This is a genomic window from Sphingopyxis sp. GW821-FHT02C12 (assembly GCF_059421785.1).
The window spans coordinates 924,853-940,554 of sequence record NZ_JBWKVQ010000002.1 but is presented as its reverse complement, the minus strand read 5'-3'; the positions used below and the strand labels follow the sequence as shown (position 1 = coordinate 940,554).

General features: G+C 65.1%; 18 protein-coding genes, 1 tRNA gene and 1 other RNA gene. 6 read left to right on the top strand and 14 right to left on the bottom strand.

Going from position 1 to position 15,702, the window contains the following annotated elements; all coding sequences use genetic code 11:
* Positions 1-9: 9 nt before the first annotated feature.
* Positions 10-1,023 (bottom strand): polyprenyl synthetase family protein, encoded by a 1,014-nt coding sequence (locus AC07U1_RS19810; RefSeq protein WP_056350689.1) that lies wholly within the window; start codon positions 1,021-1,023, stop codon positions 10-12.
* A 104-nt stretch (positions 1,024-1,127) separates the two neighbouring features.
* Between AC07U1_RS19810 and AC07U1_RS19805 the strand changes: the two genes are divergently transcribed.
* The 3 genes from AC07U1_RS19805 to AC07U1_RS19795 are packed head-to-tail and all read left to right on the top strand — an operon-like array spanning position 1,128 to position 2,544.
* Positions 1,128-1,415, top strand: a complete 288-nt coding sequence (locus tag AC07U1_RS19805; protein ID WP_187142082.1) for a chorismate mutase — start codon at positions 1,128-1,130, stop codon at positions 1,413-1,415.
* A complete protein-coding gene (locus AC07U1_RS19800; RefSeq protein ID WP_495177803.1) occupies positions 1,412-2,101 on the top strand; it encodes a glutathione S-transferase N-terminal domain-containing protein in 690 nt (229 codons plus the stop codon). The genes AC07U1_RS19805 and AC07U1_RS19800 overlap by 4 nt, the downstream gene beginning before the upstream one ends.
* Positions 2,102-2,142: 41 nt before the next feature.
* Positions 2,143-2,544 (top strand): hypothetical protein, encoded by a 402-nt coding sequence (locus tag AC07U1_RS19795; protein ID WP_495177804.1) that lies wholly within the window; start codon positions 2,143-2,145, stop codon positions 2,542-2,544.
* A gap of 20 nt (positions 2,545-2,564) precedes the next feature.
* On the opposite strand, the gene AC07U1_RS19790 is transcribed toward AC07U1_RS19795, so the two are convergent.
* The 11 genes from AC07U1_RS19790 to AC07U1_RS19740 form a co-directional block, all read right to left on the bottom strand.
* Positions 2,565-3,869, bottom strand: a complete 1,305-nt coding sequence (locus AC07U1_RS19790; RefSeq protein WP_056352194.1) for a sensor histidine kinase — start codon at positions 3,867-3,869, stop codon at positions 2,565-2,567.
* Between the two features lie 99 nt (positions 3,870-3,968).
* Entirely contained in the window at positions 3,969-4,634 is a 666-nt protein-coding gene (locus AC07U1_RS19785; protein ID WP_056350680.1) for a response regulator transcription factor, read from the bottom strand.
* Positions 4,635-4,729: 95 nt separating this feature from the next.
* The gene (locus AC07U1_RS19780) at positions 4,730-5,038 is read right to left on the bottom strand and encodes a hypothetical protein (protein WP_056350678.1); all 309 of its coding nucleotides are present in this window, start codon (positions 5,036-5,038) and stop codon (positions 4,730-4,732) included.
* A 75-nt stretch (positions 5,039-5,113) separates the two neighbouring features.
* Positions 5,114-5,188 (bottom strand) — tRNA-Val (locus tag AC07U1_RS19775).
* A gap of 175 nt (positions 5,189-5,363) precedes the next feature.
* Positions 5,364-5,636: an HU family DNA-binding protein gene (locus AC07U1_RS19770; RefSeq protein WP_037510426.1), complete on the bottom strand. Its 273-nt coding sequence runs from the start codon at positions 5,634-5,636 to the stop codon at positions 5,364-5,366.
* A 157-nt stretch (positions 5,637-5,793) separates the two neighbouring features.
* Complete coding sequence (lon, locus tag AC07U1_RS19765; RefSeq protein WP_056352192.1) at positions 5,794-8,190, bottom strand: endopeptidase La; 2,397 nt, start codon at positions 8,188-8,190, stop codon at positions 5,794-5,796.
* Between the two features lie 126 nt (positions 8,191-8,316).
* Positions 8,317-8,652 (bottom strand): YbaB/EbfC family nucleoid-associated protein, encoded by a 336-nt coding sequence (locus tag AC07U1_RS19760; RefSeq protein WP_056350676.1) that lies wholly within the window; start codon positions 8,650-8,652, stop codon positions 8,317-8,319.
* The gene (locus AC07U1_RS19755) at positions 8,649-10,361 is read right to left on the bottom strand and encodes a DNA polymerase III subunit gamma/tau (RefSeq protein WP_495177805.1); all 1,713 of its coding nucleotides are present in this window, start codon (positions 10,359-10,361) and stop codon (positions 8,649-8,651) included. The genes AC07U1_RS19760 and AC07U1_RS19755 overlap by 4 nt, the downstream gene beginning before the upstream one ends.
* 44 nt (positions 10,362-10,405) lie before the next feature.
* Positions 10,406-10,503: signal recognition particle sRNA small type (ffs, locus tag AC07U1_RS19750), an RNA gene on the bottom strand.
* A 153-nt stretch (positions 10,504-10,656) separates the two neighbouring features.
* Positions 10,657-10,995 (bottom strand): 2Fe-2S iron-sulfur cluster-binding protein, encoded by a 339-nt coding sequence (locus AC07U1_RS19745; protein ID WP_187142085.1) that lies wholly within the window; start codon positions 10,993-10,995, stop codon positions 10,657-10,659.
* On the bottom strand, positions 10,992-12,083 hold the full coding sequence (locus AC07U1_RS19740; protein WP_495178463.1) for a cysteine desulfurase family protein: 1,092 nt from the start codon (positions 12,081-12,083) through the stop codon (positions 10,992-10,994). The genes AC07U1_RS19745 and AC07U1_RS19740 overlap by 4 nt, the downstream gene beginning before the upstream one ends.
* A 188-nt stretch (positions 12,084-12,271) precedes the next feature.
* Between AC07U1_RS19740 and AC07U1_RS19735 the strand changes: the two genes are divergently transcribed.
* The gene (locus AC07U1_RS19735) at positions 12,272-12,928 is read left to right on the top strand and encodes an alpha/beta hydrolase (protein WP_037510410.1); all 657 of its coding nucleotides are present in this window, start codon (positions 12,272-12,274) and stop codon (positions 12,926-12,928) included.
* Positions 12,929-12,931: 3 nt separating this feature from the next.
* Here the strand turns inward: AC07U1_RS19735 and AC07U1_RS19730 are convergent, their stop codons facing one another.
* Positions 12,932-13,630 (bottom strand): DUF3667 domain-containing protein, encoded by a 699-nt coding sequence (locus AC07U1_RS19730; protein WP_495177806.1) that lies wholly within the window; start codon positions 13,628-13,630, stop codon positions 12,932-12,934.
* On the bottom strand, positions 13,627-13,818 hold the full coding sequence (locus AC07U1_RS19725; protein WP_187142088.1) for a hypothetical protein: 192 nt from the start codon (positions 13,816-13,818) through the stop codon (positions 13,627-13,629). The genes AC07U1_RS19730 and AC07U1_RS19725 overlap by 4 nt, the downstream gene beginning before the upstream one ends.
* A 112-nt stretch (positions 13,819-13,930) precedes the next feature.
* Between AC07U1_RS19725 and rpiB the strand changes: the two genes are divergently transcribed.
* Both rpiB and glyA read left to right on the top strand, forming a co-directional pair.
* A complete protein-coding gene (gene rpiB / locus AC07U1_RS19720; RefSeq protein WP_492739254.1) occupies positions 13,931-14,395 on the top strand; it encodes a ribose 5-phosphate isomerase B in 465 nt (154 codons plus the stop codon).
* Positions 14,392-15,699 carry a serine hydroxymethyltransferase gene (gene glyA / locus AC07U1_RS19715; RefSeq protein ID WP_187142090.1) on the top strand — a complete coding sequence of 436 codons (1,308 nt, stop codon included), beginning with the start codon at positions 14,392-14,394 and terminating at the stop codon, positions 15,697-15,699. The genes rpiB and glyA overlap by 4 nt, the downstream gene beginning before the upstream one ends.
* The last annotated feature ends 3 nt before the right edge of the window (positions 15,700-15,702 follow it).

Genomic DNA, 15,702 nt, shown 5'->3' with positions numbered 1-15,702 from the left:
GACCGCTCCTCAATAAGCGCGGGCGACCGCAAAGGCGACCGCCTCGGTCAGCGCCGCCTTGGCCTGGCTCGCGCGGAAGCCGCCGATCGCGTCGACCGCGCGCTGGCCATAATGGCGCGCGCGCGCCAGCGTGTCGGCGATCGTGTCGTGCTTGTGGAGCAGCGAGGTCGCATAAGCGAGGTCCTCGTCCGAGCTGCGGTGGCCGACGATCGCCTGTTTCCAGAAGTCGCGCTCTTCGGCATTGCCACGCGCATAGGCAAGGATCACCGGCAACGTCACCTTGCCGTCGCGGAAATCGTCGCCGACGCCCTTGCCCATCGTCTCGGCGTCGGAGACATAGTCGATCGCGTCGTCGACGAGCTGGAAGGCGACGCCGAGGTTGCGGCCATAGCTGTCGAGCGCCGCCTCGGTCGTATCGTCGCGTTCGGCGACGACCGCGGCGATCTTGCACGCCGCCGCGAACAACTCGGCGGTCTTGGCGTTGATGATCGCGAGATACTGGTCCTCGCTCGTTTCGATGCGGCGCTGCGCCGAGAGCTGGTTGACCTCGCCCTCCGCGATCACCGCGGAAGCGCGCGACAATATCTTGAGGACCTTGAGCGAGCCGTCTTCGACCATCACCTCGAAGGCGCGGCTGAACAGGAAGTCGCCGACGAGGACGGACGCGCTGTTGCCCCAGATGAGGTTTGCGGTCTTGCGCCCGCGGCGCAGGTCCGATCCGTCGACGACATCATCGTGAAGCAGGGTCGCGGTGTGGATGAATTCGACCGCCGCGGCGAGCTTGCAGTGGCGGCGGCCCGGATAGTCGAGCAACTTGCCGCACGCGAGCGTCAGCATCGGGCGCATCCGTTTGCCGCCGCCGGCGATCAGATGGCCGGCGAGTTCGGGGATCAGCGGCACTTCGGACTGCATGCGGTCGAGAATGACCGCATTGACCTCGTTCATGTCGGCGGCGACGAGCGCCATCATCGGGTCGAGCGAGGGGGGCTTTTCGCCGTGAAGACGGTGGATTTCAGCACTCATGACGCGGCGAGCCTTGGCCGTGCGGGGGTGAATTTGCAACGACTTTCGGCTTGCCTTGCGCCCCTGCGCGGTGCCAAGCGTGCCGGGCATCAGAGGAGCCGCGCATGGACGACCAACTCAGCCGCTATCGCCAGAGCATCGACAATATCGACGCGGCGCTCGTCTATATGCTTGCCGAGCGGTTCAAGGTGACCAAGGCGGTCGGCGAACTCAAGGCGAAGGGCGGCCTGCCCCCCGCCGACCCGGCGCGCGAGGAACGCCAGATCGGCCGGCTGCGCGAACTGGCGCGCGATGCCGATCTCGATCCCGATTTCACCGAAAAATTCCTGCGCTTCATCATCGAGGAGGTGATCCGCCATCACCAGCAGGCGAAGCGCGAGCAGGACGCATGACCCACCCGATCTTCGCCAAATGGCCCGCGCAGCATCCCGACCGGCTCCAGCTTTTCTCAGCTCCGACGCCGAATGGCGTAAAGGTCGGGATCATGCTCGAGGAAAGCGGCCTTCCCTATGAGCCGCACCGCATCGACATCATGGCGAACGAAAGCCACGACCCGGCGTTCCTCGCGCTCAATCCCAATGGCAAGATTCCCGCGATCTACGATCCCGACGGCCCCGGCGGCGCGCCGCTGGCGCTGTTCGAATCGGGCGCGATCCTGATCTATCTGGCAGACAAGTCGGGCCAGTTCCTCTCGCCCGACCCGGCGACGCGCTATGAAACGATCCAATGGCTGATGTGGCAGATGGGCGGCGCTGGACCGATCTTCGGCCAGCTCGGCTTCTTCCACAAATTCGCCGGCAAGGACTTTGAGGACAAACGCCCGCGCGACCGCTACGCGGCGGAATCGGCGCGGCTGCTCGGGGTGATCAACGACCGGCTCGCGGATCGCGAGTGGATTATCGACGAAGGCTACAGCATCGCCGACATTTCGCTGCTCGGCTGGATCCGCAACCTGATCGGCTTCTACGACGCGGCGGAGATCGTCGGGTTCGAGCGATTTGGCCATGTCCAGCGCTGGCTCGATGCTGGCCTCGCTCGCCCGGCGGTGCAGCGCGGGCTGGTGGTCACGGCGGCGTAAGGGCCCTTCAACGCCACCACTCTTTGACGGGACAGTAGCTTATGGACGTGATGGCAGAGTTGAAGCCCATTGGTGCACTATACACTGCGGGCGAATTTCGCGCGGGTCTCGAACAACTTGAGCTTCTGTGGGCGGCCGTCCCGGAGCCAAAAGCTGATACGGCCAATGCCTATCTGATCGTAGAATATGGCGCCGGGTTGTCGCTGAAAGAAAATGATCTGGATCAAGCCCAGCTATGGGCCGACAGGGCGCCGATGTTTGCTGAAAAGCGGCAGGACATGGGAGAGGTGGAGTTCCTGGTCGGCAGGGTTGCGTTCGAACGTGGAGAAATGGACAAGGCGAAAGAGCAATTTCTAATCGCCAAAAAGAAGTCCAGGGGCCGAGCGTTCATGGGTGAAGATCCACGATACAAGCAGTTAATCGCAGGAAGCTCTAAAAAATAGGCTTCGGACATTCCAACGGATTACCCGGCAGGCAACCGTAGCCGCACCAGCAGCCCCCCTAAATCCTCGCTCTCTTCGAGCGCGATGCTGCCGCCGTAAATCTCCGCCACGTCGCGCACGATCGCAAGGCCGAGGCCCGTTCCCGGCTTGCCGCTGTCGAGCCGCACGCCGCGGTCGATGACCCGGTCGCGGTCGGCGGGCGAGATGCCCGCACCGTCATCCTCGATAAGGATTTCCACCATGCCACCCTCGCGCTGGACGGTGACGAACACGCTGCCGCCGCCGTATTTTGCGGCATTTTCGAGCAGGTTTCCGATCAGTTCGTCGAGATCCTGCCGCTCGACCCGCGCGATCAGTTCCTTGTCGCCCGATGCGTCGAGCCGTGCATCGGGATAGAGCAAGGCCACGGCGCGCGACACGCTGTCGACGCTGTCACGGACGTTGGCGCGCGCCTGCGCCGCACCGCGCCGCCCGACCGCGCGTGCCCGCGCGAGGTGGTGTTCGACCTGCCGCTGCATCGTCGCCGCCTCGCGCCGGACCGTATCGGCAAGATCCGATTTGTTGCCGGTCGCGCTGTTGACGAGCACGGTGAGCGGGGTCTTCAGCGCATGGGCGAGGTTGCCGGCGTGGAGCCTCGCCTCCTCGGCCTGTTTCTCGTTATGCGCGAGCAGCGCGTTCAATTCATCGACGATCGGTTGCACCTCGAGCGGCAGCGGTGCGACGACGCGGCGTTGCTGGCCGCCGCGCATCGCGGCGATAGCCCGGCGGATGTGCCGCAGCGGCCAGAGTCCATAGAAGGTCTGGAGCGCCGCGAGGATGATAAGCCCCAGCCCGAGCAGGCCAAGGCTGGGGATCAGCGTCGCCCGCACCGCCCGCGTCTGGACCTGCAGCACCTCGCGCGACTGGGCGATCTGGAACCGCCATTTGGTTTTGCTACCGGGCAGCATGACGTCGCGCTCGGCGACGCGCAATTCCTCGTCGGGAAACTGGTTGCTGTCATAGACATGCAATTGCTGGTCGTCGTGCTTGTCCGACGTATCGAGCCGTCGTTCCCACAACGAGCGCGACGGATAGGGTTCCTGCCGCCCGCCGCTGATCTGCCAATAGAGACCGCTATAGGGTTCGAGGAAACGCGGATCGCCGAGCGGCTCGATCATCCGGACCTCACCGTCGGGGCCGATTTCCGACGAGCGGATCATGCTGAGCAGCACATATTCGAGGTTCGAATCGAAGTTGCGCGTGATCGCACCGGTCAGCACCCGGTCGAGCGCGAACCCGCCGCCGATCAACAGCACCGAAATCCAGATCGCGGCGATCGCGATCATGCGCCGCGCAAGCGAGCCGGTGATCCGGCTCGTCAGCGCCTGCGGCTTCGCGGCGTCGGTGTCGGCTACGATGGCCGGAACATCGGCCTCGGCCACGGCTTAGCCCTGCGGATCGTCGAGCTGGTAACCCAGGCCGCGGATCGTCGTGATGATGTCGGCGCCGAGCTTCTTGCGGATGCGCGTCACGAACACTTCGATCGTGTTCGAATCGCGATCGAAATCCTGATCATAGATATGTTCGATCAACTCGGTACGCGACACCACCTTGCCCTTGTGATGGAGCAGGTACGACAGCAGCTTATACTCCTGCGCCGTCAGCTTGACCGGCTCGCCGTCGAGCGTCACGCGGCCCGAACGCGTATCGAGGCGCACCTTGCCCGCGATCAGCTCGCTCGACGCGTTGCCGGCCGCGCGGCGGATCAACGCGCGCAGGCGGGCGATCAGTTCCTCGGTCTGGAACGGCTTGGCGAGATAATCGTCGGCGCCGGCGTCGAGGCCCGCGACCTTGTCCGACCAGCTGTCGCGCGCGGTCAGCACGAGCACGGGAAAATTGCGCTTTTCCTTGCGCCAGCGGTCGAGCACGGTGAGCCCGTCGATTTCGGGCAAGCCAAGGTCGAGGATCGCGGCGTCATAGCTTTCGGTCGAGCCGAGGAAATGGCCGTCCTCGCCGTCGGTGGCGAGGTCGACGGCATAGCCCGCACCCTCCAGCGTCGCCTTCAACTGCGGGCCGAGCGTGGGTTCGTCTTCGACAATCAAAATCCGCATTCAAACGCCTTTCCTAGCGCGAGCCGGTTATCCCCGGCCGCTTTGCTGCTGTGTACCACTCGCGGCGGTCATCGCAAATGTCGTTCGGGAAGATTTCAGGGCTTGCGGCCGACGATCCGGCCGGTGCGGGCATCGACATAGACGACGACCACCTGGCTGCCGTCCATGAATTTGAGCGCATATATCATGCGCTGCTGGTCGAACTGCGGGCCGCCGAGATAGGTCATGTCGCGATAGGGCGGCCGCGAACGGACGTCGGCGATCAGCTTGCCCAGCGGCACCACCTGTCCCTGCGCCGCGGCGTCGCGCAGTTGATCCTGGTCGCGATCGCCGCGCGCGACGGCGGGCGCCGCGGAAGCAAGCAGGACGGCCGAGGCCAGCGAAAATGTGAGAGTGCGGAACATGGCCGGATTCCTAATGCGAACGCATTGAATAGGCGATGAATGACCCGGTCAGCAAGGAGTCCGCCTCCGGGGTCATGGTGGGCGCGGCAAGGATTGAACTTGCGACCCCACCCGTGTGAAGGGTGTGCTCTACCACTGAGCTACGCGCCCTTCCGGACCGAAGCGGCGATGCCGCGTCCGAAAGCCGGACGTCCATAGCCGCTGCGGCGGTGAATGCAACGGGCTTTCGACAGCATTGGCCTGCCCGATGCAGAATGGGGCCGATGCAAAACGGGCCGCAGCTTTCGCCGCGACCCGAAATGTTTTCAGCAAAAGGTGCTGCCGATCAGTTGACGGCATCCTTGAGGGCCTTGCCGGCCTTGAACTTCGGCTGGTTCGATGCCGCGATGGTCATCGTTTCGCCGGTGCGCGGGTTGCGGCCGGTCGAGGCCTTGCGCTTGCTGACGGCGAACGTGCCGAAACCGACGAGGCGGACTTCGCCACCCTTCTTCAGCGAACCCGTGATCGCGTCGAAAACAGCTTCGACCGCCTTGCTCGCGTCACCCTTGGTCAGGCCGCTCGAGTCAGCGACGGCGGCGATCAGGTCTTGTTTGTTCATGCCTAAGGAACCCCTGTGATTTGTTGGTTGAATGATTCATGGCGGTGCCATGGCGCGTCACTAACGCGCTTTGCCCCCCCGTTGTCAAAGCAAAAAAGGGGCAAAAACGCGTCAAAATGACGTTTTTGCGACGAAAAGCGGTCGCGCTCAACCGCGGTCAATGGCGAATCGCTGTCTCCGGGTCGGTTGCCGTGGCGACAGGGGGCGAGGTCGCCAGTTCGTCGGCCTCGGTCCATTCGATCGGTTCGACCGGGCTGACCAACGCTTCGGCGAGCACCTGGTCGACATGACTGACGGGTATGATGTTGAGTCCGCCGGTAATGTTGGCGGGAATCTCGACCAGATCCTTCTCATTTTCCTCGGGAATCAGCACCGTCGTGATGCCGCCGCGAAGCGCCGCGAGCAGCTTTTCCTTGAGCCCGCCGATCGCCAGTACGCGGCCGCGCAGCGTGACTTCGCCGGTCATCGCGACGTCGCGGCGCACCGCGATGCCGGTCAGCGTCGAGACCATCGCGGTGACCATGCCGACGCCCGCCGACGGACCATCCTTCGGCACCGCGCCTTCGGGCAGATGGATGTGGATGTCCTTGCGCGCGAACAGGCTCGGCTTGATGCCATAGCTCGGCGCGCGCGCCTTCACGAACGACAGCGCTGCCTGCACCGATTCGGTCATCACTTCGCCGAGCTTGCCGGTGGTGCGGACCTGGCCCTTGCCGGTCACGGTGACCGCCTCGATCGTCAGCAATTCGCCGCCGACCTCGGTCCAGGCGAGGCCGGTGACGGCGCCGATCTGGTCCTCGAGGTCGCCCATGCCATGCTTGTATTTCCGCACGCCCGAATAATCGGCGAGATTGTCGGGCGTCACGACGACGCTCTCCATCTTGCCTTCGAGGATGCGGCGCAGCGCCTTGCGCGCGAGCTTGGCGATCTCGCGTTCGAGGGTGCGGACGCCCGCTTCGCGGGTGTAATAGCGAATGAGATCGCGCAGGCCTTCGTCGGTCAGTTCGAACTCGCCGGCCTTCAGGCCATGCGCCTCGATCTGCTTGGCGATCAGGTGGAGCTTGGCGATCTCGACCTTCTCGTCCTCGGTATAGCCTTCGAGCCGGATGATCTCCATGCGGTCGAGCAGCGCCTGCGGCAGGTTGAGCGAGTTCGCCGTGGTCACGAACATGATGTCGGAAAGGTCGACGTCGATCTCCAGATAATGGTCCTGGAACTTGCCATTCTGTTCGGGGTCGAGCACTTCGAGCAGCGCCGAAGCCGGATCGCCGCGGAAATCCTGGCCAAGCTTGTCGATCTCGTCGAGCAGGAACAGCGGGTTCATCGTGCCGGCCTTTTTGAGGTTCGTCACGATCTTGCCCGGCAGCGAGCCGATATAGGTGCGGCGGTGGCCGCGGATTTCGGCCTCGTCGCGCACGCCGCCGAGCGACTGGCGGATGAATTCACGCCCGGTCGCTTTCGCGATGCTCTTACCGAGGCTGGTCTTGCCGACGCCCGGCGGGCCGACGAGGCAGAGGATCGGCCCCTTCAGCTTGTTGGTGCGCGCCTGGACCGCCAGATACTCGACGATCCGGTCCTTGACCTTTTCGAGCGCATAATGGTCGTTGTCGAGCACCGCCTGCGCCGCCGCGATATCCTTTTTCAGCTTCGACTTCTTGCCCCACGGCAGGCCGATCAGCGTGTCGAGATAGTTGCGCACGACGGTCGCCTCGGCCGACATCGGCGCCATGCCGCGCAGCTTCTTCATTTCGGCCTGCGCCTTGGCCTTGGCTTCCTTGGACATTTTCATGCCCTCGATCTTGGCCGCCAGTTCGGCGAGGTCGTCGCCGCCCTCGCCATTGTCGTTGCCGAGTTCGCGCTGGATCGCCTTCAACTGCTCGTTGAGGTAATATTCGCGCTGGCTTTTTTCCATCTGGCGCTTGACGCGGCCGCGGATCTTTTTCTCGACCTGCAGCACGCCGAGCTCGCCCTCCATGAAGGCGAAGACCATTTCGAGCCGCTTGGCGGGCTGGCCCTCGACGAGCAGCGCCTGCTTGTCCGAGACCTTGATGTTGAGATTGCCCGCGACCGAGTCGGCAAGGCGCGAGGCGTCCTCGATCTGCGACAGCTGTACCGCGGTTTCGGCGGGCATCTTCTTGTTGAGCTTGGCGTAATTTTCGAACTGGTCGACGACCGAGCGCATCAGCGCCGCCGTATCGACGCTGTCGTCCTCGGCATCGGCGATCGGCGTCACGCGCGCGACCACCGCCTTGTCGTCATTTTCGAGCGCGACGAGCTTGGCGCGCTCCTTGCCCTCGACGAGCACGCGGACGGTGCCGTCGGGCAGCTTCAGCAGCTGGAGCACGGTGGCGATGACGCCGACGTCATAGAGGTCGTCGCGCTGCGGATCATCCTCGCCCGGATCGAGCTGGGCGACGAGGAAAATTTCCTTATCGGCTTCCATCGCGACTTCGAGCGCGGCGACCGAGCGATCGCGGCCGACGAACAGCGGCACGATCATATGCGGGAAAACAACAATGTCGCGCAGCGGCAACAGGGGGAAAGTCTGGCTCATCATGGCTCCTGGACAAGCGCCCGCGACCGGCACGCCGTCCTTCTTATAGGGTCTTCAACCGCTAATATGGCGTAACTTGCCGCGCATTCAATGTCGCTGCGCTGAACGGCGCGGGAGCGCGCGCGTTCAGAAAGGCAGTTTGAAGCCCGGCGGTAGTTGCAGGCCGCTCGTCATCTTGCCCATTTCGGCATTGCTCGCCTGATCGGCCTTTTCGCGCGCGTCGTTGAACGCGGCGGCGAGCAGGTCTTCGAGCATCTGTTTGTCCGAAGGAACCATCAGGCTGTCGTCGATCGAGATCGCCTTGATACGGCCCTTGGCGCTCGCGGTGATGCGGACGAGTCCGCCACCCGAGATGCCTTCGACCTCGACGCTGTCGAGCTTCGCCTGCGCCTCCGCCATCTGCGCCTGCACGGTTTCGGCGGCTTGCTGCGCCGCCTTGAGCATTTCTTCCATCGATTTCATGGAGCGGACCTATGCCGCGTCTCGTCGCCCTCGACAAGCCTCGCGTCAGGAAAAGCCGCCAATGCGGCCTTGACGACGGGCAGTTCGCGGATGCGCTGGTCGTTGTCGGCGAGCGTCGCGGCGCGCACCTGCCCGAGGCTCGGTCGCCCCTCGCCCTCGCCGGTCCGCACCTGCCAGCGGCTGCCGGTGGCCGAAAGCAAGGCGTCGCCGAGATCGCGCGCGAAGCCGCCGTCGAGCGCTGCGACGGGGACAAAAACGATCGCGCCGGGTTCGAGGGTGATGATCCGCAGATGATCGTGCACGTCGACCGCGAGCCGATGATTGCCAGTGCTTTCGAGCAATTGATGAATTTGCGCCACGGTGAGCGCCGAAGCGGGCGTCTCGGCGGGCGGCACGGTTTCAGCGGCGACCGGTTCGGGCGCCTGCGCGGTCGCATCCTGCGCCGGCGCGGCGAGCGCGGGCAGCGGCGTCGCGGGGAAATGGCCGGTTTCGAGCAGCTTCGCGAGTTCGCCCGGATCGGGCATCGCGGCGGCATAGATTACCCGCAGCAGCAGCATTTCCAGATGCTCGAGCGGATTGTTGGCGCGCAGCACCTCGTCATGACCTTTGAGCAGCAATTGCCACAGCCGGTTGAGCGGCGCGAAGCCGAGCTTCTGCGCCCAGTCGCCGATCCGTTCGCGGTCGGCCTCGGCGAGCGCGGGATCGTCGTGGCGCGACACCTTGGCGAGGGTGATCGCGTGGGTCAGGTCCATCAGCCCGCGCACCATCGCGACGGGTTCGATGCCCAGCGCATATTGCGCGCGCGCGAGATCAATCGCGGCGCCGGCATCGCCCTCGAGGATCGTCGCCATCAAATTCGCGATCGACGAGCGGTCCGACAGGCCGAGCATGACCCGCACCTGCGCCGCGCCGATCATGCCGCCGCCATCGAGGTCGGCGTGCGCGATCGCCTGGTCGAGGATCGACAGACCGTCGCGCACCGAGCCTTCGGCGGCGTTGGCGATCAGCCAGATCGCGGGCGCTTCGGCCTCGACGCCTTCTTTTTGCAGGATCGAGCTGAAATGGCTGAACAGCATGTCGGGGGTGATGCGGCGGAGGTCGAAGCGCTGGCAGCGCGACAGCACCGTCACCGGGACCTTGTTGACCTCGGTCGTCGCGAACAGGAATTTGACGTGTGGCGGCGGTTCTTCGAGCGTTTTCAGCAGCGCGTTGAACGCGTTGCGCGACAGCATGTGCACTTCGTCGATGATGTAGATCTTGTAGCGCGCCGACACCGCGGCGTAGCGCACCGCCTCGATGATCTCGCGCACGTCGTCGACGCCGGTGTTCGACGCGGCGTCCATCTCGATCACGTCGATATGGCGGCCCTCGGTGATCGCGCGGCATGGTTCGCAGATGCCGCAGGGGTCGATCGTCGGCCCGCCCTGCCCGTCCGGGCCGATGCAGTTCAGCGCCTTGGCGATCAGCCGCGCGGTCGAGGTCTTGCCGACCCCGCGCACCCCGGTCATCAGGAAGGCGTGCGCCAGCCGGTCGCGCGCGATCGCATTGCCGAGCGTGCGCACCATCGCGTCCTGACCGATCAGTTCGGCAAAGGTTTGCGGGCGATATTTGCGCGCGAGGACGCGGTAGGGGCCGCTCGAAGCGGGCGCCGCGGTGGTCGGCAAATCCATGCCCAGCATCGGTGGTTCGTCGTCGGCGGAATCGCTCATGCGATCCGTATTAGGGACGGTCGGCGCGCTTGTCGAAGGGGGAAATGGGTGGGAGCCGGAACGACCCGCGGCGAATTCGTTGCGGCTGCTTCCTTCCGGACCTGACCGGGTTGGCGAAGACCACGTCCGCCCGACTCCCGGCGCGCATATGGCGGGGGCGGCGGAGAAATGCAAGTTGCGTCGACCCTTCTTCCCTTTCTCACATCGTCATCCCGGCGAAGGCCGGGATCTCACCGTTGCGTCAGGAAGCGAGGTCGAGATCCCGGCCTTCGCCGGGATGACGGTCGATTTGCGGTTAGCGCGGCCCCTGCATGTTGCGGCTTTCGGACGGAATATGGACGGTCAGCCCGTCCATCGCTTCGGTCAGCACAATCTGGCACGCAAGGCGGCTGGTGCGCCGTGCACCGGCGGCGAGGTCGAGCATATCCTCTTCCATCTCGGTCGCTTCGGGCAAACGGTCGAAATCTTCTTTGGCGACGATGACATGGCAGGTCGAGCAGGCCATCTGACCCTCGCAAGTCCCTTCGAGCGGCATCAGATGCGCTTGCGCGACGTCGAGCAGGATCGAACCCGGCGCCGCCTCGACCTCGGTCCGTCCCTTGCCGTCGGCGTGGATGAAGGTGACGCGCATCAATTGACCCCCTGGAGCCGTGCCGCTTGTTTGATCGCGTCGAGCCCGTCGCGCAACTCGGCTTCGGTCGTGTAGCGGCCCCAGCCGAGACGGATCGAGGCGCGCGCGTCGGCTTCGCTCATTCCCATGGCGCGCAGCACATGGCTGACCTTGCCCGACCCGCTGCCGCACGCGCTGCCGAGCGAAAAGGCGATATTGCGCGCGTCGGACATCAGGCGGAGACCGTTGACGCCTTCGCGGCGGACATTGAGATTGCCGTGGTAACGCTGTTCCGTGGAGCCGTTGATCGTCCATTCGGGCAGCATCGCGCGCGCGATCGACCAGAGGCGTTCGACATGCGCCGCGTCAGCATCGAACCGCTCGGCCGCAAGCGACGCCGCGGCGCCGAACCCGGCGCAGAGCGCGGGCGAGACGGTGCCCGAGCGCATGCCCTGTTCCTGCGCGCCGCCGAACATCAACGGCGGCAGGTCGACTCCGTCCTTGACCCACAGCGCACCGATGCCCTTGGGGCCATGGATCTTGTGCGCCGAAATCGCGATCAGGTCGGGGCCGTCGGGAATGGCGACGCGGCCATAGCCCTGCACCGCATCGCAGAGCAGCAGGCTGTTCTTCGCATGGGCGGCGGCGACGAAATCACCGACCGGCTGGATGGTGCCGACTTCGTTGTTCACCAGCATCGCCGCGACGATGCCGTTTTCGGGAATCAACGCGGCGTCGGGCGCCAGCGCGACACCCTCGCCATCGACCGGCAGGATCGCGGCGTTCAACCGTTCGAGGCATTGCAGCGACGCGGCATGTTCGATGCTCAGCCCCGCGACCCCGTCGGGCATGACCTCGGCGCCGCGCAGCAGCGCCCAGTTGAGCGCCTCGGTCGCGCCCGAGGTGAAGAAGACGCGCCCGCCCTTCGGCAGCAGCGCCGCGACCTGATCGCGCGCGACCTCGACCGCGGCGGCGGCGGCGCGGCCGCCTTTGTGCGAACTCGACGGATTGGCGAAACCGTCGCCGTCGCCGGGACCCGCCAGCCAGCGCAGCATCGCTTCGCGCGCCTCGGGAGCGAGCGGGGTGGTCGCCTGATAATCGAGGTAGATCATGGGCGGCATCTGCCCTCTAATCCCGGTCGTGTCGAGCGGCGGAAAATGGAAAGCGCGTGCAGTCTTATTGCGAGCGATTCGCAAAAGTTGCAACTTGCTACTCATTTTCTATATAGGCCGCGCCTTCGCTCCGCCACCCCGCCGCTCCGGCGATTCGGCTCCGAGCCCAAAACATAAGAGGTGCGCCCATGCCCGACGTGATTTTCCCCGGCCCCGAAGGCCGTATCGAAGGCCGTTTCTCGCCCCCGCCGCGCCCGCGCGCGCCGGTCGCGCTGATCCTGCACCCGCATCCGCAGGGCGGCGGCACGATGAACGACCGCATCACCCAGGCGATGTACAAGAGCTTCGTCGCACGCGGCTTCGCGGTGCTGCGCTTCAACTTCCGCGGCGTCGGCCGCAGCCAGGGCACGTTCGACAATGGCATCGGCGAGTTGAGCGATGCCGCGTCGGCGCTCGACTGGGTGCAGTCGATCCACCCCGAGGCGCAGACGACCTGGATCGCGGGCTTCAGCTTCGGCGCGTGGATCGGCATGCAATTGCTGATGCGTCGCCCCGAAATCCGCGGCTTCCTGTCGGTGGCGCCGCCGGCGAACATGTACGACTTCAGCTTCCTCGCCCCCTGCCCCTCCTCCGGCATCATCGTCGCGGGCGGCCAGGACGAGATCGTGCCGCCGAGCGCGGTGCAGAAGCTGGTCGACAAGCTGCGCACGCAAAAGGGCATCACGATCCATCACGACGAGATCCCGCGTGCCAATCACTTTTTCGAGCATGAGCTCGACCAGTTGATGAAGTCGCTCGATAACTATCTGGATATGCGGCTCGCTCCCGATTCGCCGATCCGCTGAGGGCTAGAAAAACCCGGCCTTGTCGATCAGCGATGCGGGCATGAAGATGAACAGGATCAGCGCGAGTTCGCAGCCAATCACGGCGGCGACCGCGCGGATCCAACTGCCGCGTCCCTCACCGGCGTAAAATTGCCGCACCGCGAAGATATTGAAACCGAGTCCCAGGGCATAGCGGATCGAGACGCGCTCCATTCCGCGCTCGGATGTTAAGACCTCCATCAGCAGGTCGGCGAGAAGCATCAGGAGCGTCGCTTGCGCCACGACATAAAGGCGCATCACCGTCGCTCCGAAAAAGCCGGCCGGCGACCGGCGATAAAAGATGAAATGGAGCACCAGCGACGAGGTCAGGGCAATGATCAGCGGCAGGATGACGGGCTCGTTGCGCAGTTTTTCGATCAGGCCGATGGTGGTGGTATCGCTTCCCGGCAGGACGCGCGCGCGGACCAGATAATTGACCGCAAGGATCACCGCGACATAGGGAATCGGCTTGACGAGAAGGTCGCGATCCACCTCGATATAGCGGCGGATCAGTATGCCCGGCTGGCGGAACAGTCCGACCAGCGTGTGAAGCACGCCCTTTTCCCACCAATTTTCGGCGAGCTCTCCGAGTACCGCGCGGCGGTCGATGGCTAGCGGACGCAAATCCTTGCCGCAGTCGGGACAAAAGCGCCCATCGCCGCGGTGGACGCAGTCGTCGCTCATTCGGTGGCGGTGCTCGCGGGAGTGTCCTTGACCGGCACCAGCCAGACCGCGACATTGGCGAACATCACGAGCGCCGCGACGAGCATCAGCAGCGCACGGCGCCGATCACCCTTGCGGAAAATATAGATGGCGCCCCCCGTCAAAACGGCGCCGGTGAGCATCAGCACGGACATGATCGTGTCGGACATGGCGAGGCTTTATCGGCTGCGTCACAAATTTGCCACCTCGCTTATGGCCATATGCAGCGCCTTCGCCTAAAGGCCGCTCATCGATTCCCTCCAGCCTTGCGGGAGCCGCATCATGCGCATCGCCATTGCCTCCGATCACGCCGCTTATGAGCTGAAAGCCCAGCTTGCGGACTGGCTGCGCGAGCAGGGCCACGAGGTCGAGGACCTGGGCACCAACGGCCCCGACAGCGTCGATTATCCCGATTATGGCTACGCCCTGGCCGAAGCCGTCGCGAGCGGTCGGGCCAAAAAGGGCGTCGCACTCTGCGGTTCGGGTATCGGCATCTCGATCTCGGTCAACCGCAACCCGGCGTGCCGCTGCGCACTCGTGTCCGAACCGCTCTCGGCCAGCCTGTCGCGCCAGCACAATGACGCGAACGTCATCGCGATGGGCGCGCGACTGACCGGAATCGATATGGCCAAGGCGTGCCTCGACGCGTTCCTGACCACCGATTTCGCCGGCGACCGCCACGCGCGCCGCGTCGACAAGCTTTCCAAGCCTCCCTTCAATTTGGCCCAACTGGAGACCAGCCGATGACCACAGACACGCTCGCCAAGCCCATCAAATCGGCCGGATATTTCACCGACGGCGTCGACACGGTCGACCCCGCGGTCGCAGCGGCGATGAAACATGAGATGGAGCGCGAACGCTATCAGATCGAGCTGATCGCCTCGGAAAACATCGTCTCCAAGGCGGTGCTCGAAGCGCAGGGGTCGGTGTTCACCAACAAATATGCCGAGGGCTATCCGGGCCGCCGCTATTATCAGGGCTGCGCGCCGTCGGACGAGGTCGAGACGCTGGCGATCGACCGCGCCAAGAAATTGTTCGACTGCAATTTCGCCAACGTCCAGCCGCACTCGGGTGCGCAGGCGAATGGCGCGGTGATGCTGGCACTGACCAAGCCCGGCGCGACGATCCTGGGGATGAGCCTCGACGCCGGCGGTCACCTGACCCACGGCGCGCCGCCCGCGATGTCGGGCAAATGGTTCAACGCGGTTCAGTACGGCGTGCGCCCCGACGACCATCTCGTCGACTTCGACCAGGTCGAGGCGCTGGCGAAGGAACATCGCCCCGCCCTCATCATCGCGGGCGGCTCGGCCTACCCGCGCACGCTCGATTTCGCGCGTTTCCGCGCCATCGCAGATGATGTCGGCGCGCTGCTGATGGTCGACATGGCGCATTTCGCGGGCCTCGTCGCCGGCGGCGCCCACCCCTCGCCGATGGAGCATGCGCATGTCGTCACGACGACGACGCACAAGACGCTGCGCGGCCCGCGCGGCGGGATGATCCTGACCAACGACGAAGCGATCGCCAAGCGCATCAATTCGGCGGTCTTCCCGGGGCTGCAGGGCGGCCCGCTGATGCACGTCATCGCCGCCAAGGCGGTGGCGTTCGGCGAGGCGCTGCGCCCCGAGTTCAAGGATTATGCGAAGGCGACGATCGCCAACGCACAGGCGCTCGCGAACCGGCTGAAGGCGCGCGGCGCCGATGTCGTGGCGGGCGGCACCGACACGCATCTCGCGCTGATCGACCTGCGCCCGCTCGGCATCACCGGCCGCGACGCCGACGAGGCGCTCGAGCGCTCGGCGATCACCTGTAACAAGAATGGCGTGCCCTTCGACCCGCTGCCGCCGGTGAAGACCAGCGGCATCCGCGTCGGCTCGCCCGCCGGCACGACACGCGGTTTCGGCATCGCCGAGTTCGAGGACATTGGCGACATGGTCGCCGACGTGCTCGAAGCGCTGCGCGACAAGGGCGAGCATGGCGACGCCGATGTCGAGGCCGATGTCCGCAAGCGCGTCCGTGCGTTGTGCGAACGCTTCCCGATCTACGAAGGCTGAACC